Annotated in this window: 11 protein-coding genes and 1 pseudogene; 2 read left to right on the top strand and 10 right to left on the bottom strand. The window is 42.6% G+C overall.

Features of this window, described 5'->3' with window-relative positions; all coding sequences use genetic code 11:
* Positions 1-4: 4 nt before the first annotated feature.
* Together nrdA and EL242_RS06785 are read right to left on the bottom strand one after the other, a co-directional pair.
* The gene (gene nrdA, locus EL242_RS06795) at positions 5-2,275 is read right to left on the bottom strand and encodes a class 1a ribonucleoside-diphosphate reductase subunit alpha (RefSeq protein ID WP_126302021.1); all 2,271 of its coding nucleotides are present in this window, start codon (positions 2,273-2,275) and stop codon (positions 5-7) included.
* Positions 2,276-2,629: 354 nt separating this feature from the next.
* Positions 2,630-5,002 (bottom strand): TonB-dependent receptor, encoded by a 2,373-nt coding sequence (locus EL242_RS06785; protein WP_126302020.1) that lies wholly within the window; start codon positions 5,000-5,002, stop codon positions 2,630-2,632.
* Between the two features lie 160 nt (positions 5,003-5,162).
* Here EL242_RS06785 and EL242_RS06780 point away from each other — a divergent pair, with 160 nt between their 5' ends.
* Positions 5,163-6,587: a hypothetical protein gene (locus tag EL242_RS06780; protein ID WP_126302019.1), complete on the top strand. Its 1,425-nt coding sequence runs from the start codon at positions 5,163-5,165 to the stop codon at positions 6,585-6,587.
* A gap of 53 nt (positions 6,588-6,640) precedes the next feature.
* Positions 6,641-8,053 (top strand): surface lipoprotein assembly modifier, encoded by a 1,413-nt coding sequence (locus tag EL242_RS06775; protein ID WP_126302018.1) that lies wholly within the window; start codon positions 6,641-6,643, stop codon positions 8,051-8,053.
* A 250-nt stretch (positions 8,054-8,303) separates the two neighbouring features.
* Here EL242_RS06775 and EL242_RS11580 read toward each other — a convergent pair whose 3' ends face one another.
* The 8 genes and pseudogenes from EL242_RS11580 to EL242_RS06745 all read right to left on the bottom strand — a co-directional run bounded on the left by EL242_RS11580 (position 8,304) and on the right by EL242_RS06745 (position 23,066).
* Complete coding sequence (locus EL242_RS11580; RefSeq protein ID WP_006253331.1) at positions 8,304-8,582, bottom strand: hypothetical protein; 279 nt, start codon at positions 8,580-8,582, stop codon at positions 8,304-8,306.
* A 157-nt stretch (positions 8,583-8,739) separates the two neighbouring features.
* A complete protein-coding gene (locus EL242_RS11575; RefSeq protein ID WP_232019664.1) occupies positions 8,740-9,657 on the bottom strand; it encodes a hemagglutinin repeat-containing protein in 918 nt (305 codons plus the stop codon).
* 142 nt (positions 9,658-9,799) lie between these two features.
* Positions 9,800-10,168, bottom strand: coding sequence for a hypothetical protein (locus tag EL242_RS06765; protein WP_126302017.1), 369 nt, complete (start codon positions 10,166-10,168; stop codon positions 9,800-9,802).
* Between the two features lie 14 nt (positions 10,169-10,182).
* Positions 10,183-11,382, bottom strand: coding sequence for a deaminase domain-containing protein (locus EL242_RS11570; RefSeq protein WP_126302016.1), 1,200 nt, complete (start codon positions 11,380-11,382; stop codon positions 10,183-10,185).
* A 39-nt stretch (positions 11,383-11,421) separates the two neighbouring features.
* Positions 11,422-11,481, bottom strand: a pseudogene (locus tag EL242_RS11565) (VENN motif pre-toxin domain-containing protein); the annotation flags it as partial.
* Positions 11,482-11,706: 225 nt separating this feature from the next.
* The gene (locus EL242_RS06755) at positions 11,707-12,291 is read right to left on the bottom strand and encodes an HNH endonuclease (protein ID WP_126302015.1); all 585 of its coding nucleotides are present in this window, start codon (positions 12,289-12,291) and stop codon (positions 11,707-11,709) included.
* A gap of 2 nt (positions 12,292-12,293) precedes the next feature.
* Entirely contained in the window at positions 12,294-21,245 is an 8,952-nt protein-coding gene (locus EL242_RS06750; protein WP_197720726.1) for a hemagglutinin repeat-containing protein, read from the bottom strand.
* A 51-nt stretch (positions 21,246-21,296) separates the two neighbouring features.
* Positions 21,297-23,066: a ShlB/FhaC/HecB family hemolysin secretion/activation protein gene (locus EL242_RS06745; RefSeq protein WP_126302014.1), complete on the bottom strand. Its 1,770-nt coding sequence runs from the start codon at positions 23,064-23,066 to the stop codon at positions 21,297-21,299.
* Positions 23,067-23,218: the final 152 nt, after the last annotated feature.

Here is a 23,218-nt window from a genome sequence, read left to right as displayed (position 1 = left end):
CTTATTAAATTTTACAAGCACCACCAGCACAGCCTTCATCTAAGTCGTCTTGCGCATCTTCTGCTCCATCACGGGTATTTTGGTAGTAAAGGGTTTTTAACCCGTATTTATACGCCGTTAATAGATCTTTTAATAATACTTTCATCGGTACTTTAGCTTCTGCAAAGCGGTTTGGGTCGTAATTTGTATTCGCCGAAATCGCTTGGTCAACAAATTTCTGCATAATACCAACCAAATGCAAATAGCCGTCCATATTAGGAATATCCCAAAGCAGTTCATAGTATGCTTTTAAACGTTCATACTCCGGCACAACCTGCTTTAAAATACCGTCTTTTGACGCTTTAACACTAATATAGCCACGCGGAGGTTCAATTCCGTTGGTGGCATTCGAAATTTGCGACGAAGTCTCCGATGGCATTAAGGCAGTTAAAGTGGAATTGCGCAAGCCAAATTGCAGAATATCCTGACGTAGTTGTTCCCAATCATAATGAAGCGGTTCTTGAGTTAATTCATCAATTTCTTTTTTATAAGTATCGATAGGAAGTAACCCTTTGGCATAAGTGGTTTGATCAAAATAAGCACACGCCCCTTGTTCTTTGGCTAAATTCATCGACGCTTTTAATAAATAATACTGAATCGCTTCAAAGGTACGGTGCGTTAAATTATTAGCACTGCCATCGGAATAACGCACTTGGTTTTTAGCTAAATAGTAAGCATAGTTAATCACGCCTACACCTAAGGCACGACGATTTAATGAGCTGTTACGTGCAGCTAATACCGGATAATCTTGGTAATCTAATAGGGCATCTAGCGCACGAACAACCAAATCAGCCAATTCTTCTAACTCATATAAATCGCTGAGTGTGCCTAAATTAAATGCCGATAATGTACATAATGCGATTTCCCCTTGTTCATCATAAAAATGTGCCAGTGGCTTAGTTGGCAAAGCAATTTCTAAGCAGAGATTCGATTGGCGTATCGGTGCGACACGAGGATCAAATGGGCTATGAGTATTACAGTGATCGACATTCTGAATATAAATTCGCCCTGTTGAAGCCCGCTCTTGCATCAGTAATGAAAACAATTCCACAGCCTTAACTTTACGTTGCCGAATGCTCGGATCTTGCTCATATTGCAAATAAAGTTGCTCAAATTTAGCTTGTTCAGCAAAAAACGCTTCATATAACCCCGGCACATCTGATGGACTAAATAAACTAATCTCACCGCCTTTAATTAAACGTTGATACATCATTTTATTAATCTGTACCCCGTAATCCATATGGCGAGCACGGTTTTCTTCCACACCACGGTTATTTTTTAATACCATTAAGCTTTCTGCTTCCAAATGCCAAATCGGAAAATACACGGTAGCAGCTCCACCGCGAACACCACCTTGAGAGCAAGACTTTACTGCAGTTTGAAAATGTTTATAAAAGGGAATACAGCCGGTATGAAATGCTTCTCCACCACGAATGGGGCTACCTAATGCCCGAATTGCGCCGGCATTAATACCTATCCCAGCACGCTGTGAAACATATTTAACGATTGCAGCCGAGGTTGCATTGATGGAATCTAAGCTATCATCACACTCAATTAACACACAGGAACTAAATTGCCGAGTAGGTGTACGCACTCCTGCCATAATCGGTGTTGGCAAAGAAATTTTGAAAGTGGAAGTCGCATCATAAAAACGGCGAATATAATCTAAGCGGCTTGCTGTTGGATACTTAGAAAATAAACAGGCAGCTACGAGTAAATACAAGAATTGAGCCGATTCATAAATCTCTCCGCTAACACGATTCTGCACTAAATATTTTCCTTCCAACTGTTTTACTGCTGCATAGGAAAACGTCATATCCCGCCAGTGATCAATAAATCCATTCATTGTCTCCCATTCTTCGGGCGTATAGTCGCTCAGCAAGTCTGCATCATATTGACCTAGCGCAACTAATTTTTTAACGTGCTTATATAAATGCGGTGGCTCAAACTGTCCATAAGCTTTTTTGCGTAAGTGGAAAATCGCCAAGCGTGCTGCCAAATATTGATAATCTGGCGTATCCTTAGTGATTAGATCAGCTGCAGCCTTGATAATAGTTTCATGAATATCTGAAGTGCGAATACCTTCATAAAATTGAATGTGAGAACGGAGTTCTACTTGTGAAACAGAAACATTCTCTAACCCTTCTGCCGCCCAAGTAATCACACGATGAATTTTATCTAGATTGAGTTGCTCGCGCGTGCCATCACGCTTTGTTACCATTAAACTTTTATTCATAATTATTAACCCTTTATAAAATACCTTAGTAAAACACTACATCTTGTGTTTTTCATTAAAGTAAACACAAGATAGTGTGCTTAAAGCAAAACATCAACCAATAAATTTTTACTTTTGCTCTTGACAGATGCTAAGTTATTTATAAATAACCATATTTTTATAAAGGGATAAAGTTAATTGTCTTATTTAACAACAAATAGGAAATTTTGGTAAGTTCAGAAAATAACAAGAAAGGAAAAACAACCCTATAGCCAAATTACCAATACCTCTGGTTTTTGAACAAGCGGTTATTTTTAGCCGTTTTTTTGCAAAATTTGAAGAAAAAATAACCGCTTGTCTTGTTATGTCGAGAACTTAGAATTTTATCTCCATTCCCAACATAAAATTTCGTCCCATTTGTGGTACAAATTGATGATACGAAGTGTGGATATACACCGGCTGATTCAGTAAGTTTGTGCCGTTTAGACTGATTTTGTAATCCAGCTCTTTCCACTTATTGCTATACGACAACCCGACATTCAACATCGTATTACCTTCGGTAATATATTCCAACTGGCTCGTACGGCGTTGGGTAAAGGTGCGGATCAGCTCTAAATCCCCCGACCAATTTGGGGTAAATTCCGCATTAAAGCGAAAACCTAAACGCATTGGCGGTGTACGAGGGGTGTTTTGGTCAGCCCGATATAGAAGATAATCTTTCCCTTTTTCCACATTTTCCGGCAGATAATCTTTGAACACACTATAATCGCTATTTATCTTCAATGGTGGTAAATTTGTTAGCCAGCCTCGCACCATATCGCCGAAAATCGTAGCTTGGTATTGGTCGTTAAAGCGGTAACTGGCTTCGGCTTCCACCCCGTAAAAACGGGCTTTTGCCTGATTATAACGGCGCATAAATAGCTGATTTTCACGGAAAAGATTTTCATTGTAGATGTAGTTTTTAAAGTGATTGTAATAAACACTCACTTTATAGCCAATACGTTCAGCTTGATAGCCCAAGCCCAACTCCACATTATTTGACTGCTCTTTTTTCAAGTCTTTATTGCCGTATTCAAACGAGTTAGTGGCAATATGCTGCCCGTGATAATACAGCTCCATTGGTGTTGGCAAGCGTTCATTGTGCGAGGCAGTAAACGAAAGCTGATAGTCGGGGTGGAAGAACCAGTTAAGCGTGCCGGAATAGGCATAAGCAGTTTGATCGTAGGGTGAGAGATCCGGCTCCCCCTGTTTACCGCCACTGATACGGTAGTGTTCTTGTAACCGTTTGATTTCATTGCGATCATACTCAATCTCAATCTTCTGCTTTTCCATTCGTCCGGCAAGCTCAACGGCAACACTATCCCACATATACTGCTCAACCCCAAACAGGCTGAACTGTTTATTGGTATTTTCAACCAGCGGGAATTTCACTTCGCGATCTTTCGGCGCATTCATACTGCTTTTTTGTGTTTGATACTGCACGCCCCACATACCGGTTAATCCCCCCAGCGGTGCGTGATAGATCTCCAAGCGGGTATTTTTGCCTCGATTTTTGAAAATATTGACCGGCTTACCATAATCCTGATCTTTTTTCAGCTGTTTATGGTAACGGGTTGCTAACACGCCGGCATCTTTTTCATCGTGATAGTAATCGGCATCGGCATAGCTCGCTCGGATTTTGTCCACCCCTTTAAACGGCTGGCGCAGTTCGGCTTTCACATCAATCCGTTTCGATTCTAAATCCACCCAAGGGCCTTTATGTGTGTGATCGTGGGCGTGTCCGAACGGGTTATCGTGGCTGTGTGTGCCGTCTTCGGCGTGGTTAGTTCCACAGTGGAAGTGTGGATTGCTCCCAATATTTTCCTCGCCAAGCAAATGTGGATAGAGATAGGTATAAGCATATTTATCCCGCTTATTACCGTAGATATGACCGGTACAGAAATCAAATTTATGGTTATGCCCCGGCAAGCCATAATTATCCCGCCGTTTGCTGTATGAGGCACCAATATAGCCTCGTTCACCGACAAAGGATAAACCGAGCGTGCCGACTTTGGATTTATTGTAAGTATCTGGCACATAGTTTAAACGCTCGCCTAAGTTGATCCCCGGTACACGGTAGTTATCACTATGGCGGGTCAGCCCTTCGGCTCGCACCGCAATGTGTTTACCGATGCCAAAGGTTGCCCCTAATGCGCCGACTTTCTCTTTGGCGGCGGTATCAAAACGGCTGTTGAGTTCAACCTCATATCCCTTTTCGGGAATGGCAGTCGGAATACGTTTATCCACCACATTCACAATCCCTGCTGGCGAACTGCTGGCATAAAGCAAGGTGCTGGAACCACGCAAGATTTCGACCTGATCGGCAAGCAGTGAATCAGCAACAACGGCGTGATCAGGAGATAGGTTCGACATATCAATCACGTCTGAACCGTTTTGCAAAATGCGAATTCTCGCCCCTTCCTGCCCACGAATAATCGGCTTACTCGCTCCGCCACCAAACGGGTTACTATGCACGCCTAATTCTGACGCCAACGCATTACCCAGCGTTGCCGAACGCTTTTTAAATTCCTTACCTGCAATAATTTTATCACTGACTTTTAGCAAGGTAACTTCACTCCCCTGCGATATACTTGGGGTGCTGCCAACGACCGAAACTTCATCTAACACCGCTACATCGTTATTTTCCGCCCAAACAAGCGGGCTAAATTGAGCCGAAATCAGCAATGCCAATCCTGTTTTCTTAAACACAATCTTTCTCCTTAAAAAAATTAAGGATAATAAGGTACTGCAAAATATGAGTCTTTACAATAATAACCATAAAAAAATTATAGTTTTTGCATTTTTCCTATTGCCAAGCAGGAAATATATCCATTAAAATTTTATGGATTTAATCTAACGGAGACAAAATATGCGTTCTACATTCAAACTTACTCTTGCAGCTTTAGCTGTTTCTATTGTTTTAAGTGGCTGTAAATCTAGCCAAGGTCCATCTATTGTTGCAGACAGCCCTCCACCTAAGGAAATAACAGCTACTGATGGCAACGATAAAGAGAAAACCGATAACAAAGAGAAAAAGTCTGCGCAACCAAATAAATCCGATCCTCAACCGGATAAACCTGCTAACGCAAAAGACCCAGTAAAACCTGATACGGAGACAAATAAACCAAGTAAAAAAGATAAAGAATATACACCACCTGCTACTGAAAAAATCGATAACTCATCAGTACAGCCGGATAAAATGGTGCCTAATCCTATCGAGAATAAGGAAAACGACAGTAATAAACCTAACCCCAAAGAAAGCGATAGCGATAATAATGACAAAGTCACTGAAGGCAATAAACCAAATGCCCCAACAGAAACAGTAAATAAAGATAAAGAAGCTGAGAAAAGTAAAAAGGAGAATAAAGAGGACTCAAGCAATAATACTCCTAACATTAATTTTGACGGGGCAAAGCCTATAGATACAGATAGTAAAGGTAGCCCGTACCGAGTAATAAACCTAAACCCGAGAAAAAGCGTAGTAAATGCAAGTGCTATGCAAAAAGTAGATTTCGACTCTTTTACGGATGAATCTGTTGAAAATTCACCATTTGTCAGTAGCGATACTGAAAAAGAATACAATAATACACTTGTTTTTGGGCTTGGTGCCGGAGATAAAGATTCTTATTTTAAGAACTTAAATCAAAAAGGGGATAAACATTTAGGTATTCATCGTGGCACTTATGAAGATGAGAAAATAGAAGGTGATTCTCAAGCTATCAATTATCTTTATGTGAACCAACCGTATTCAAGCTATGGGGCATTATTTACCAATGAAAACGATAGCCATCTATTTAGCGTGCATTTAGCGGCTGGGCAAAAAGGCGAGAATACCAGAGGTGATGCTTATGCAGAATATGGTGTATTTAGCAATGAAGATAAATGGAATGAGAATTTAGTCGGTAATGCAACTTATAAAGGACAAACTATTGCCAGAGTGGTTCGCACCGAAGAAGGCAAACAAGTTGCAAGTTTGCCGCAATTTGACGGAGATGTAACCTTAAATTTAGATTTAGCTGAAAATTGGGAAGACAGCAAACTTAGCGGTCAAATCAACAGCAAAACGTTAGGTAAAATTTCCTTAAATGAAACGCAAATTACCCCAAGTTCTACTGTAAACAGTAACCTTAGCTTTGGTGAGGAAGCTACTGTAGAAGGTAATGATAGCTTTGAGGGCGAGTACCACGTGGAATTCACCGGACCAAACTTAGAAGATGCAGTCGGTGGCGTTGAGTTAGAAAATGAAGAGCTGAAATACAACGCCGTATTCGGTGCGACTAAATCTGCCAACTAATCTTTTATTTCTGATAAGGGCTGGCAACAGCCCTTTATTTTTAAGGACAAAAAATGAAAAAAATTGCATTACTGGCATTTTTCCCAACACTACTCTTTGCCCGAGATCCGAATACGACACCTGCTCATCTTGAGCATACAGCACAGCCAACTACAACCCCCCAAAGGATCAAGATCGAAAAATCAGTGCCTATTTTTAACGAAACTGAATTACGTGCTAATCAATTATTGACCGAAAAGCTACTTATCCAAGCTATTTATAGTCGTAGGCTTGCTAACATGGAAAAATTAACTGCGATTTATCGGGATTTTACCCACATTGACCCGGTTTTATTGCGTTATGCACAAGGTAAAATTGCTCTACTTAAAGGTAATTACCCGAAAGCCATTAATGACTTTCAAACCATTCTCGCTAAACAGCCAAACCTAAACACGGTACGCATTGAGCTAGCGATTGCTCTATTGTACGATCAGCAACTTAATCAAGCCAAAGCACAATTTGAACAAGCCAAAAAAGCCGAACATCTACCGCCTAAAGTTCACGCATTAATTGAGCAATATCAGCAACATCTGGCTAAAAAACAGGAATGGAAATTCAGTTTCTCAGCCAATTATGTACGAGACGGCAATATTAATCGAACCTCGAAACAACCGAACATTGAACAAACCGGTTATGTAAAACAACCTAATTTGCTGCCCCAAACCGCACATGGCGTTCAGTACTCGTTTGGATTACAGAGAGATTTCAACCTGTTTGGCTCGCACTATGTGAGTTTTGATAATCAAACCCAAGGCGAACTTTATTGGGATAACCACGATTATGATGAAATCACTAATCGCACCTTGCTTGGCTACGCTTACAAAAAATCCGACCAAACCACCCGCTTGTTACCGTTTTATGAAAAACGCTGGAAACATCACCGTTCGGAACGCTGGACAAACGGAATTCGACTTGAACACGCACAATGGTTTTCACCGCATTGGCAACTCGCCACCGCATTGGAATACGGCAAAAAACGTTATTTTGATTTGCCGATTTATAACGGCAGCTACAAACTTGCCTCTGCCACATTGCTTTGGTTACGCAATCCACAACAATTTTTCTTTGTCGGCACTGATTTCAATCGAGACAAAACTCAGTTAAAACAATATAGCTCTGATACTAAAGGCATACGCTTTGGCTGGCAACGAGAATGGCAAGCCCTCGAGCTTTCCTGTCGCCTCACGCTTGGCTATACTGACAGACGTTACAAAGACACCGCTATATTGGGTGGAAAACTGAATCTTGGCAGAATCCGCCATGACCGTGTGCAAAGTGCTAACCTCACGCTTTGGAAACGAGATTGGCACTGGCTCGGCCTGATGCCGAAGCTGCAATTTAGTTACGCCAAACACCGTAGCAACCTACCGAGCCTTTATGCTTACACCGATAAAAACATCAATTTAATTATTGAAAGTCGGTTCTAGCTCCATAAAAACAACAAGCGGTTAAAATTCCTAGAAATTTTGCAAATTGCAAAAAAATGTAGAAAGTTTAACCGCTTGTATCTATACTGCAGCTTCTTTTCCTTCAGTATAAATAATATACCACCGTTGCAACAATAATGGCTGCTCCCGGTCATCACCTTGAACTGAAAATTGCTCAAGGTGGATATGACTATCGCAGCCGCTTCCACCGCACCCAGTAATGTATGGGCAAGCAGGTTGGCTTGGGTATCTACTTTTTAATTTGTTCGTTGAGATATGGCGAAGCTAAGCCTACTGCTGCTTGTCCTGAATCTTTCGCCGCTAAACCTTGTAAGGCTGCCGTCACCGCATCCACCGCACGCTTGGTTTTGCTGCCCGTGCCGTAGGCGTTATCAAAAGTCTGCTGTTTATCGTTTAAATCCCGTTTTAATTGAAGATATTCAGGATGTTGAGCGATTTCTTCTTTTGTTTTTCCCTCATTTCTCAAACGGGTTTCCACTTTGCCCAATTCCAGCTTCGCTTCCGTCACTTTTCACGCTCACTATGCGTGTAAATCTGATAAGCCTTCTGCAATCTCGCCTATGCCCTTCACCAGCTCCTGTGTTTCTTTCACCTCACTAATATCGTGTTTCGTCACTTTTTGATTGGCGTTTTGCGTATCTCGGTTAAGCTGATTGAGCGTGCTTTCAGCATTTGGGTCTTGGATTAGGGTGATAGCGATATTTTCCCCAATCGCCGGTGGTCAGCGTGCCGGCTTGGAAGCGGTTGTTTTCTTTCTCCGCTTGGCTGGTCATTACCGCACCGTCAAAATGGGCATTCTTTTTCACTTTAACGTCCATTCCGCCCTTGCCAATGTCGATTGAGGTTTGGTTTTCCACCTGAGCCGTGTTCAACTTGGCTGAATTGTACGCCGCATTAAAGGTCGCCCCACCGCCCGAGCCGTAAGTGACGGAGGCACTGCCGTCGGCTTGCACTTGCTCACTGCTGTATTTGGTGATGTCTTGTCGGCTTTTCGCCTCAAAATCTTGTACCTCGCCTTCCCAGCGATTGGCTTTGACAGTCGTGGCATCCAGCAAGAGTTTACCGTTTGCAGAATTGGTGACTAATTTACCCGCTTGTAATTGGTTGTTCTGCCACGTCTCACTTTCGCTGTTCTCCTTACCTTTGCCAACACTGCCCGACGCTTCCAGCCCAATACCGTAGCTGTCGCCATTAAAGCCCACAAACACACCCACGCTCGCACTGTGGTTTTTCTCTTTGGTTTGGTTGCGGTAACTGTCTGCCACCCCTTTGGATTCAATGCCTAGCTTGCCGTCAAGCAACAAGGTATCTTTCACTTGGGTATCCACCCCTTCCAGCTCAACTTTGCCTTCTTCCGAAATCAAGGCAATATTGCCAGCATTCAGGTTGCTTTTGCTGTGAGTCACACTGGTGGTGCGGCTTTCCCGCTCTTGTTTTTGCGTACCGACACTCACCGACACCTTCACCGCCGGATTTTCTGCCGCTGCACTGTTTTCGCTGAGTGTATTGCCAAGATTGCCAAACGTTTCTGCCATTTTCTGAGCATTCTGCGCTGCAATCACGGCATCTTCCGCCGCTTTCATCGCATACACGCCTTTGAGTTTCTCGTTTTGTGCAAGCTCAACCCAACCTAGAAAATGATTTTGTGAAATCTATTGTTCATTTTTAATTTTCATATATTAGGCAAATGTTTATCACCCGTCTGGAGGCTACTGCTATCGAGGATTATTCCTCTATTTCTCTATTATTTAAAACCAAATTCAAATCATAGAGAAACTCTTGTTTTTCCTCTTCTTCTAAGCAAGAAATCAAATCACTCAAATTATATTTTGATAAAACATTAGTTACCCTATTAAAAACAATTTGGTGGCTTAGCCTGAGTCTTCCAGCATTAGTTATAAGAAAAATAACATCTATCATTAGGTTTTCTATTGGTAATTCAAAACTCCTACTAAAGCTATCTAGTGCTCCCCCCCATTCATTGAAATTGTGGTGATGTTTTTTAATCATTCCTTTTTCAAACTGTCTTTGACACCAAATATATGCATCGTCCAAAAACCATTGCTTTAATGTTTTGTAATCAATTCTTTCCATAATTACATTATCCTTTAAGGTTTAATTAAATTCCCATTATTATCAAAAATATCCACTTTAATATTAGGATACTGTTTATTAAACTGCTCTTTGACACCTAAACAACTTGCACAAGCTGGTCTTTCCGTAAAAATAGTTACCTGCCCTTTTGCCTGAGTGTTAGAGCCTAATTGATCTGCTAAATTGGAGAAAATTTTATACTCTGAGTCTGTTTTTCTATCTATATACACGCCTTCTTTATTAGGTAGTTTTAAGGAATAAAATTCTGTTCTACCTGTTCCAACAAAATTACCTTGAGCTTTATCTATTTGACTATGCCCAGCCAAAAATTTAGCCTCTAACCCCTCAATATTAATTTGAGCAATTGCCGAATTTCCTCTTCCTTGTAGATTAGGCGGTAAACTAGATTTCGCCTCCGCTAATTTTTGCCGATAATCAGGTAACATCAAAACACTGCCTTGCGGTTTAACACTAAGATCTTTAACGACTTTATCAAAGCCAGCCTGTTGTTGTTCTCTTAAATCGTCTTTTAATTTAGGGTACAACGCTATATTCTCCGCTCCTGTCGATACCCTTAAATTAGCGGTCTGTTTTTCATATCCTTTCGGAGGGATAACCGTAACTTGCTCTTTTTCAGCAACCTTTTTCGGTACTCTTATTGAGAAATTAGTCGCATTTGGAACTCGACCTCTCCCCTTGGCTACCACCGCATTTTGCATTTCTTGCATCAATTCTTGCCAAGTTTGCGGAAGGTTTGGACGATTATTTAATTCCGTGAAAACATCTCGATAAACAGTTTCATCTGCTTTCCATGCCGATTTCTCTCGCCATTCTCCCGTATGACCCAATACATAAGGATAACTATAATTGCGGTGATAACCGACATTATTTAGATACTGTTCTCCTAATAATACATTCGCAATCTCCCGAATAGTACCAGATGTATATTTTTGACCTTGCCCATAATCAGAACGACCACTTATTGTTTCTGTAATAAAACGGTCAATAAATCGATCTAAATTCTGCTGTTCTAATGGAGATAAGGTTTCACCACGCTGATGTTTTTTATTTAATACATCGCTTTCTTGGTCAAAATACGCTAACTCTAAAATTTCGAATTTCTCATTTTCGGTTAATGGCTCGCCCCTTACTTTTTTAGCAACAAGTTCATTAAAGCGTTTACGAGAAGGTTCACTAAGGAAATTATTCTCCACCGCCCTTTTCCCAATATTCGCCCCAACCGCTGCCGATTGTGTACTATCCCCTATCAAGCCCGAAGCCAGTCCGCTTGCAAGCTGGCTGAGCAACGCCACATTCTGTTTCTCGGCTTCGGTTAAGTCTTGCGTGGATTTGCCCTTGTAGAGGGTTTTAACGATAAAGTCCGCTGTGGCTTCGCTCCCTGCGCCCCTCCGATGGTGCGAGCGTCCTCGCTCGTACCAAAATTTACAAAATATTGGAATGAGATTAACCGATTTTTACTTATATTAAATAGCACTAGCGTGGGCGCTAGTGCTATCAGGAGGCTGTTGTAATTTATGTCAGCCTCTTAAATTATATACATCTTCCAGATTAATCTGCATTCCATCACCATATTTACTTATTTTTTTGCAAAAGTTTGTCTTTATTTTTATCCCTTTATATCTTGAATAAGATACTAAATTTTCTACTGAGTACTCTCCACCTAAAGAAAATGGAATTATAGGCATAAGAATATGATCTACTTCCAATTTCTTATTGGTTTCCATCCACTCTTTGGCTAAGCTATACCCAGTATAATAATTATATTTCGATAACAATACACAGGAAAATTCCTCTATTCCTTTTCCTATAAATTCTAACTCTCCGAGTTCGAAATCATATTTATAAAACTCGTCATCTTTGATACAAAAACCATCACCTAAGGAATTGTCACCAAAAAATAGCCCTTCTATACACAGTTCTTCTTGAATTAATCTGTTAATATTAAGCATGGTATCTGTATCATAAATTCGTAATGTATTTTCAAAAGCAATAAAGCCATTTTTTATACTATAAAGCTTTTTTAATTCAAGAGGTAACTTTACATCTATTGTTTTTTTGATAGACTCACTTGATATATTGATTAATTTATTTAGGTAGTTCATTTCTAATCCTTAATTTCAATTTTAACTTTATCTCCATCGACATACTGTTTACACTGATGCCCAATACAACTTCCAGCGCCTCGATTATCTTTGGGGGATATGTATCTAACCGATGAACCTTCACCACCTTCTTTAAACATAGCTGGAGGATATTCATCTCGGTCATACCCTGTTTTAGGTGGTATATCCTGTAATGCCTCTTTTCGTCTTTGAGCGGCACCTTTTCGATCAATCGTTAGAATCGAAGGCTTCCCTTGGTTAATAGAGTCTTCTATATGAGAGACTGTTTCAGGATATTTAGCTCTTGATATAGATATTGTTCCTTTTACAATTTCTCTAATCTGTTGTTTTGTTACAACTGGGGTTTTAGCAGAACTAGTCCCTTGTTTACTAAGAGATACAGAAGCAGAACTTAATATCACTGCTAAATTTTCAGTGGAAAGTTTATTCTCAATTTCGTTAGAGTTATAACCTTGTTGTGCCCAGCCTGAAATTGTGGCATATAATCTAGCTTGGTTTAAGCGATCTTCATTCTTGCCAAGAACATTTATTAAGCCACTAAAATAAACATCTCCAGAGTTTTTATCACTAAATCGTTTAGAGTCATAGGCACTACGAACTCTTGTCACATATTCATCAATAGCGTTAATATCATCAGATGTTAATTGCCCTGATTTAGCTAATTCATCTATTTTGTCGTAAGCTCTATTAAACGATTTATTTAACTCATCTAATGAATTTTTTTGGCATTGTTCAGATAAACAATTTGCGTAAAGTTGAGCATAATCATCTATATTTTCAATTCCATTATCTTTTAATAGCTGGATTGTTTTGCGATGTTGCTCAGTTTCTGATTTCGTTAAACCTTTCAACTTAGAATAATCTGTCAGTAACAAATTATTCTCCACCGCCCTTTTCCCAATATCCGCCCCAACCGCTGCCGATTGTGTACTATCCCCTATCAAGCCCGAAGCCAGTCCGCTTGCAAGCTGGCTGAGCAACGCCACATTCTGTTTCTCGGCTTCGGTTAAGTCTTGCGTGGATTTGCCCTTGTAGAGGGTTTTAACGATAAAGTCCGCCGCCGCTTCGCTCCCTGCGCCTGCCGCAGCCCCTGCCAGTACATTGTTCCCTGTCGCAGCCGCTTCCACCGCACCTAGCAAGGCGTGAGCAATCAGGTTGGCTTGGGGGTCGCCTTCGGTGTACTTTTTGATTTCTGCATTTAAGTATGGCGAGGCTAAACCCACTGCCGCTTGTCCCACGTCTTTCGCCGCTAAACCTTGTAAAGCGCCCGCCACCACATCCAACGCTCGTTTGGTTTTACTGCCCGTGCCGTAGTTTTTATCAAACTCTTTTTGCAAGCGGTCTAAATTGGCTTCTAATTTACCAATCTCTTCCTTGCTCGCTTTTTGAGCTTGTGCTTTACCCAACGCCAGCTTCGCTTCCGTCACTTTTTCACGCTCACTATGCGTGTAAATCTGATAAGCCTTTTCTGCAATCTCACCTATGCCTTTCACCAGCTCTTGTGTTTCTTTCACCTCACTGATATCGTGTTTCGTCACTTTTTGATTGGCGTTTTGCGTATCTCGGTTGAGCTGATTAAGCGTAGTTTCCGCATTTGGGTCTTCGGTGAGGGTGATAGCGATATTTTCCCCAATCGCCGCCTTTGTCGTGCTTCGCTCGCTTTCGTTTTTATTGCCCAGTAAGCTCAATGCCGACATCGGGTTCACTCCGCTTGTGCCACCGCTAATGGCTGCACTTCGGGTTTTCAATTCGCTGTGGTTTTCAATATCGCCGGTGGTCAGCGTGCCGGCTTGGAAGCGGTTGTTTTCTTTCTCCGCTTGGCTGGTCATTACCGCACCGTCAAAATGGGCATTCTTTTTCACTTTAACGTCCATTCCGCCCTTGCCAATGTCGATTGAGGTTTGGTTTTCTACCTGTGCCGTGTTCAACTTCGCTCCATTATATGCCACATGACCATTTACTCCTGTTGTCCCTACCGCCAATGTGCCATGTACGCTGCCTTCTGTGTATTCGCTTTTATATTTGCTTATATCTTGTCGACTTCTTGCCTCAAAATCTTGTACCTCACCTTCCCAATGATTTGCTTTGACATTGGTTGCATCCAGCATGAGTTTACCATTTGCAGAATTTGTAACAATTTTACCCGCTTGCAGTTGGTTGTTCTGCCACGTTTCAGTTTCGATATTCTCCTTGCCTTTACCTCCACTCACTCCTGCCTCAAAACCAATACCAAAACTATCTCTATCTAAACCGATAAATACGCCCACACTCGCACTGTGATTCTTATTCTTAGTGTTGTTTTGATAAGTATCCGCAACACCTTTGGATTCAATACCCAGCTTACCGTCAAGCAACAGGGTGTCTTTCACTCGGGTATCCACCCCTTCCAGCGCAACTTTGCCTTTTTCCGAAATCAAAGCAACATTGCCACCATTCAGGTTGCTTTTGCTGTGAGTCACGCTGGTGGTGCGGCTTTCCCGCTCTTGTTTTTGTGTACCGACACTCACCGACACCTTCACCGCCGGATTTTCTGCCGCTGCACTGTTTTCGGTGAGTGCATTGCCAAGATTGCCCAACGTTTCTGCCACTTTCTGAGCATTTTGTGCTGCAATCACGGCATCCTCCGCCGCTTTTACCGCATATACCCCTTTGAGTTTCTCGTTTTGTGTTGCCTTCGCTTTTTGCACCGATTGCCGTGCCGATTGCACCGCATCCGTTACCGGTGTACTCAACGCAATGCTTAAGCCCGACTGGCTAAATTCATAATTATCGGTGCTGTTGATAACATCTTTCCCTGATTCAACCCTTACCCCGTTTTTGCCTGAAATCACGGCGGTTTTTTCGTTGGAAATCAGCACATCTACATTGCTCACGTTCGCTTTATTACCGGCTTGAATCCGAATATTGCCCCCTTCACTGCCCAACGTATTGCGAGCGGTGCTTTGGATTGCTCCGTCTAAGGTATTCTCTTGACGTGTTTTTTGGCTGCCGATAGTAAAGCCGATTTCACCCCCGTTCAGGAAACCGCTGCGTTTTGTCTCACGAATATGCTGTTCCGAAAGTTGGTTTGTTGCCGAACTGAGCGTTACATTATTACCGCCGATAATATCAATATCGCCACTGCGTGAGACAGCAAGAATGCTTTCGCCTTGAATATCATTGCCTGCTTGAATCACAATGTTTTCACCTGTTAGCTCAGAACCTTTATGCAAGGTTTCATTTACTCGGTCGTAAGCCGTTTTGGTTTTCTTCGAGACCGCACTACCGCCTTTATATTTGTGGAGCTCTTCAAATTCACTGGTGCGTATCGCCGTACCCAGCACCACATTATTCTCCGCAATCAACGCCAAGCGGTTTTTAAAATCTAAATCCGCACCCTCTGAATAAATATCTCTAGCAACCAGTGTCACATTGCCATTACCTTTAACATTCGAGATAACTACATCATTCACTGCCTCATTGCGATAATGATTTCCTCCGCCCATCTTTTCGTCAAAACCAACCTGTAAAGCGGTCAAATTCAACTGATTTTTTGCAGATAAGTAGGTCTGCCCCTGTCCGTCATTGATGATGTCTGCGCCTGCTGAGGTGATGTTGCCTGCCTGTACTTGCAGCAGTCCATTTTCATCTTTAACGTGCAGTAGAGCTTTACGGTCAAGATTGGTTTCAGTACGTTTAAAACCGTCTAGGTCAATCTGTGTGGTTCGGGTGGTGGAGGTATGGTTAAAATTGCCCGCAATATCCAGCAAAATCGCTTTATCCGCTTCAATCTTGCCGCCAATATTCTCCAGATCACCGCTCACTTTGGCAGCAAGCACGCCACCACTGAGTGTGCCACTATTCTCTAACCATTCGGCATTAAACTGTGCCAAACGGCGGCCGGCTATCGTGCCTTGGTTTACTATCTCTTTGCTGTTGATTGTCAGTGTATCGGCGGAAATCAAACTACCTTTGCCGTCAATATCACCTTTGCGTGCAAGGGCATACACTTTCGGCACTAATACCGACACCGTTTCACCGTTTGGCAAGCGAACCGTTTGGGTTTCAAACCAGACAATGTCACTGGTCAAGCTTGCCACTTGCTCCGGCGATAAGGTAATGCCCAACCGTAGATTAAACTTCTGCGCAAAAGTGATGCCGGCATCCATCAAGGCTTTATATTGGCTATCAAAATCCGTATAGCCGCCCAAAAATTGTCTGCCGGTTAAGCGGTTGATTTGCTCTCGAATTAAGCGCTGTTCATAAAAACCATCGCCCAAACGTTTATGCACATTGTTATGGTCGTAGCGTAGGGCATTGAACATATAATCACTGCTTAACCAGCGTTTTTTATCGGTGAAATTCGGATCGGTTTCGATCAGAACGTGGCTATCCGCTTGAGGGTTAATACGATAAAGCCCTTGGTTTGGCAAACGGGTATCGACCGTCATTGAGCGAACCTCAAATGCGGCTGCATTCGGGCTTGGTATGCGTTCAATCGCCATTGTTGGCGGATTAGGGGCATCGGGTAGATTACCCCGTTCAACCTGATTGCCTTCCGGCTTCACGGCATTTGCTGCTTTAGCGTCCACATAATCTGTATAAGCGGTCGGTGAAGTATTTTCCAGCTCGACAAAAATATTCATATCCTTATGGACTTCTTTTAAACGAGCGAGAGGACCATCATTTTCATCGTAGCGAGAGTGGCGATTTTTTGTGCCTCCGTGGTACTCAGTAAAAGAGAATTGACGTCTTCCCAGTTCCCAATCTTGGCGAACGGCATCAGCATCATCAAGGTTAGTAATTCTACCTCTACCAATCGGATTTAACGCTTTGCCTGCAATAACCCAACTTTTATCGTTGATAAACTCATCGCTTTGATAAGTGAGATCGCCACCTGCCAAGATCTGTGCCGGTAAGCTGGCTTTAGTGATATTCTCTTTCACCATACGCTCATTGATCCACAAATTCCAGAAATGTGCATATTCTCGCCCTAAAATATTGCTATTGTGAGCTGCTATTGCCTCATCTAGCTCCTGCATACGATTGCCATATTTAGCTTGCCAATCAATAAATGGTTTTAATAGCACATAACGCTGATAGGAAGCTTCTGCAGCTTCATAGTTTTTTAGTTCTGTTTGATACGTTTCTAACCGTTTTTGATATTGGGTTTCTGTTTCCGTAGCTTCTCTAACCGGTTCTATCGGTTTTGCCGGAACAACAGGTGCAATACCATTTTCTTGGTCTCGCAGTAATTTATCCTGTTCAGCTTCACTTAAATGTTGAGTTGCAGCATCTTCTTCATTCATTGCACGAACAATTTCCGGTGTCATTTCGGGCTGATCAACTTCAGGTGCCAGTATCCCAAATTTTTGCCAAACAGGACTATCTTTTTTGTATTCACCTGCTGGTAATGCTACACAATTCAGCATATTTTGATCGTCACATTTTAAGGCGTTCGGTTTAGCCAATATGGTTTTATCGGTAATTTGATTAATATCCGTAATAACCGTTAAAGCATCATCATCATACTTTTGCCAATAGCTCCACGTTTTGCGATAGTAGCCTTTGCGGAGTTGATTCACATTAATTGTCGGCAAATGCCCGTTATCATATACATCACTTCCACCTCGATTATGCTTATCTCTTGGCAAAATAAAATGTTCGTTCACAGTTTGGCGATCAGTGGTCTCCAATTCCGAACGATAATGACTATTTACATTCGCTACCTTATCCGCATTCAACTGAATACGCCCTTCAGCTTCAATAATACTGCTGCGGTTATGTAGCTGCTCTGCGTTGCCAATAACGGTATCTTGCTCATTTAATTGACGCCCAATCGCTATCTCTCCTCCGCTATATATTAATGAACCGCTTTTCTTATTCGCTTCATAAACTAGGGTATTATTTTCAATTACTTTAGCCGCTAAACCGAGAGATTGACGAGCAGCAATAGTGGCAGAGGTCCCGTCTTTATCTTGATTTAGTATCCTCTCCGCACCTAGTACCACCTTATCGCCATAAATTTTCCCTGTGCCGATATTGTGGATTTCTTGAGCTTTAATCACAGTTTGAGCGTTATCGTTGTCCGAGCGGCTATTGATTAAGCCTTCATTATAGACGGTTAAAGTTGCTGTCAAACGGGTATCTGCCGAACTTATTCGGGCATTTTGTGCATTGGTTATTTGGTTTGCCGTGAGCTGCAAGCGGTCATTTGCGGCTAATTTTTTGCGATTGAGAATATCTCCCTCAGTCTGAATAATCATCGACCTATTCGCATTGATATCTTTGGTAATATCAAAGTTCTCTTGCAAATTCAGGCGAATATCGCCTGCTTGTACATCACCATCACCGGATAACGCTTTGGCAGTGATCTCCAAACCATTATTTGCAGAAACTTTTCCCTCGGTATTCGTCATTGTGAGTGATTTTCCGCCGAAAATAGCCAGATCGCCCCAACTTAAAATTTCCCCATTACGGTTATTTAAGCTGTCGCTGAGGGTAAATCGTGCTGATGAGCCGATATAAATACCGCCTTTTTCATTATTGAGCTGTTTTGCGCCGTTCAGTACAAACTGCGATGCAATAATCCCCTGTGTTGGCTGAGGTTGGCGTGCCAAGGTGCCTTGGTTTTCAACTACGGAGCTGTTCATCGTAAGTGAGTTACCCGCTTCAATCAGCGATCCGTTTTCCGAGATCCGATTATTTAAGACAGTCGGTACATTGAGCGTGATATCTGTGGCCGATTTCAGTACACCAGCTTGGTTATCCAAAAGCGTACTATTTAGGGTGAGATTTCCCATACTTTGAATAACACCGTGCCGATTATCTACTTGTTGGGAAACTGTGATCGCTAACCCTTTTGCTGAACTGATTTCTCCCTGCTCACGGTTATCTAAGGATTGAGCGTTAATCGCAACACCGCTGGCGGAAATTCGCCCGCCTTGATTTTGCAGTTCGCTAGTTATATCAAGGGTTTGCTCCGTTTGAGAGGTGATCACCCCCGATTGATTTTTTAACGTATTGACCGTAATCGCCTGTTTTTCGCCACTCAAAATCAGACCTTGCTGATTATTCAGCAATGGAGCACGAATAGATAACTCGCCTTTTGCAACCAATTTGCCATCGACTGAATCCACAGCATCATTTAAATTTAGCCCTAACCGCTTGCCACTACTTAATAGCCCTTGATTATTTGTTAAACGATTACCGTCAATCTCAAAATGTCCACCTACTGAAAAACGAGCCGAGTCAGTATGGATATTCTCTGCTTTTAAGCGAAAATCCTGCTCACCGGTTTGCTTCCAAACCGAGCCACGAGCATTTAAATTTGCTTGTTGGGTCTCAATCACCTCTGCGGTTAGCTGGCTTCCTTCGGTGGAAAGCCATTTTGGGGTGGTAAGCTTGATCTGATTTGCACTAAACTGCGCACTATTCGCCTGAATATCGCCCGATTTGGCACTGTATTCAACGGTATGGGCATTATTTTGGCTCTGATTGGCATCAATCTCAGCCGCCGCAACGTTAATTTTACCCGAAGCGATATTTTTACCCTGCACGGTGGTTTTTTCTGGGGCAGTGAGTTGAATGGTTTTCCCTGTCGCAGATTGAGCCTCCAGCTTCCGCACTTCGCCCAGTGCGGTGTCTGTAATATCTACCCCAGCGGCAATCAGTGAGTTTTTGTCAGCGTGAATTTGGCGGGCGGTGTAGGTGATATTGCCTTTTGCGACCGTTTCGCCACTTTGCTGGATTTTAGTATCGGCTTTTTTCTGAATATCGCCACTTCGAGCAACAATCGAACCGCTATTTTGAATATCGGCTTTCGATTTAAGCTGAATATCGCCCTGTTTATTTTCGATTTTACCGTGGTTTTCAATTCCGTGTTGGGCGTTGAGTTGCACTTGTTTTTGGGCGTTGAACGTGCCGCTGTTTACAATTCGCCCTTGGCTGTCGATCGTGAGCGTTTCGGCACTCGCCCCAATATGTCCTGCGTTACGCACGCCCACACCCTGTTCCGTGCCAATCAGGTGAATTTTGCCGGCATACATTCCGCCCAGTTCGCCCACATCAATTGCCACCTGCGGTTTTTCTTCCCCTGCAAGCGGTTGGTTTGTGTGAATAATTTGCAAATTTTTGTCGGAATTTGACCGCTTGACGGTATTTTTGCCGGTAATGACTTTGGTCTCTTTTTTCGACCAGACACCGGCGTTGATTTTCGCTTCTCGGGCAAGGATGTCGGTGTAATCCACTCGGCTGTTGTCTAGTCCTTTGCCGGCAACCGTCACCTTGCCTTTTTCCACCACAAAACCTTCTAAATTGCCTTGGTTTATCTGCGGTTTGCCGGTGGTGAGCGTGGCACGGTCTGCATTGATAATGCCGCAGCCGTCACAGTGCAGGCCGCTCGGGTTAGCGATAATTACCTCCGCTTTTTTGCCTGCCACTTCCACATAGCCCTTCATTACCGAAGGCTTGCTGGAATTGACTTCATTTAAAATCACCTTCGCTTCACCACGGGCAAGGTATGGGTTGCCTTGCACCATACCGGCTTGTTGGGTGGCGGTGTTGGTGCGGCTGTTGTTGAGGATTGCCCCCTTCTCCGCTACGTCAAATTGGCTATATTTGTTGTGCGACAGCCCTTTATCGTTCGGGGTTTGAATATTGATTTGCGGCAGCCCGTTGGCAGTTTGCAAAATAATCGGCTGCTGATTTTTCGGTGCAGTGCTATCGGCTTGAATAATCAAGGTTTCCGCCATAGCGTTATCTGATAAGGTAACGAATCCCAACGCACAGAACAAGCTGAACGCAAGCGGTCGAATTTTGCAAATTTTTTGTAAAATTGCACCGCTTGTCATACTTTCACTTTCTGATTTACCTGCTGATTTTGCTAATTCAGATACCACCACGATACGTTGTAAGGTCTTGCTGAAAATAGTGCGAAAACAATGCTTATTCATAATAATTCCTTAATAGCACAATATACTTAATACAATATGCTCAATCATTCATTAAAAATTGTAGCCAATATTAAAACCGGCAACGGTATCTGAGGTTTTAAACCCTTCCGGTTTTCGCATCGGTCTACCGACAAACACGTCATAACTAAATCCTTTAACTCCACCCCGAAACCCAATGGCTGTTCCCATTAAATGATGTCCGAGCTGATTTTCCGTTGCCCAACCGGACACTCGACCACCATCTACCGCCCAATAAAAAGCGTGGCTCGGATTAAATTGCCAGCTCAACTCATTACGCCAGTTCCAGCCACGTTCACCGGAAAGCGTCAATTCACCGTCAAATCCACGTATGGTGTAACGCCCGCCAATGGAAAAGCGGTCTTGCGGAACCAGTGGAGTTTTATTCCACTGAGCATTTAGACTACTTTGCCACTGCCATGGCTGCTTGCCCCAAAAAAACGGTTTCGTCAGACTTGCACTTGCCATGATGATTTTAGGGCGAGAAGTCCCTTCACCATAATCTTCCTCAGGTGCCGATAATGCCCCTCGTGCTGCCGTACCTCGTTTGAAATTAGCCGAAAGCTCAAGCGTAGCGGTCGGGAAATATTCTTTATGCGAAAAACCGGCTTCCCAACCTGCCATTCGGCGTTTTTGTACTTCAATTTCTGAGCCGTCAATATAGTTTTGCGACTGGCGTGACCAAAGTGAACCGGACAAGGTCGTTTTGCGTTTGGCATCACGATAAAGCAGATAAGAAAGGGTTAATTTATCGGTATCACTTTCACCGGCGTAGAGATAGCTCTTGTCAAAGGCACCAAATACTTCTTGGTGATAACGATGATGAGTGTGCGAAAACGCTAACTGCCAATAGCCAAACGGCACGGAATAGTAAAACGTGAGGTTCTTACTGGCACGTCTGCCGTTATCATCGCCTTTTTGTTTCATCGAATGGGTAAAAGAGGTATAGAACAGGTCATTTGCCGAAAAAATATTATCTATAGACAGCGTGGCTGAGGTTTGTAATTTGCCTGTGGATTTCGAGCCGGCATCGTCCAGACCAAGATTTAAGCGAAATGGAAACGCTTGCGAATAGCTGATTTTTAAATCACTGTCTCCCACCTCCGCTTTTTCACTTGAACTGGGTAAAATCTCAATATTTGCCTCCGCCGTCGGCACCCGTTTTAGGTTTTCCAACGACTGCTCAATATCTCGCACATTCAGAATATCGCCTTCGGCAAAAGTAAAACCGGTTAAGGCGTGCAGCTTGGTAAAACGCGGTACTTTGCCGCTATCTACCACTAAGGTATTGCGTATTTTGCCTGGAATCACGGTTAAGACTAATTTTCCGCCACGTAAATCTTGTTCTGCAGTGACCACTCGTGTGGTGACATAACCTTTGCCGATAATTTCGTTTTGGATTTGCTTCATCAACACGCCTAACCCTTCACCACCGAAACAATGCGGTAGTGTCAAATGAAGTGATTTTGCCGCTTTTTCAAACGCCCATTGGAATTGGCTGGTAGTCAGAGAATTATCAGGCGAATAGTCAATGAGGGTGATTTGATGAATGGGGTAACAAGGCAATTCGTGATTGGAAAGAGTAAGTGTATCAGTGATTTGTGTCTCGAGCCGCACATCAGCTTTCGGCTGAAATTTTTCTGCTTGGCTTTGTTGGTATTGCTGTTGACGGTGTTGCTGGGCAGCATCAATTTGTTGTTGAGTTGCATCAATGTGTGTTTGTGCAGCTCTTGAGTCTGCCTCCGCAGCGAAAGAAATACTTAACAACAGCGAACTTAAAATTAAATTTTGTGAATATTTCATAGGATTACGCCAATAAGATATTGAATCTTTTTTAGTCTATAAAAATTTATGGTGTTTTGCAAACTCCAATTTTTGAAGTGCTTTACATCTTCTGACGTCAATCGGTTTTTATGCTAAAATCTCCGCCATTTTTATACTATAAGAGAATAAAA

The sequence above is a fragment of the Mannheimia haemolytica genome, assembly GCA_900638155.1.
In the GTDB taxonomy this organism is placed as follows: Bacteria; Pseudomonadota; Gammaproteobacteria; order Enterobacterales; family Pasteurellaceae; genus Mannheimia; species Mannheimia glucosida.
The sequence above is the reverse complement of the archived record's forward strand: the minus strand, read 5'-3'. Positions and strand labels throughout refer to the sequence as shown.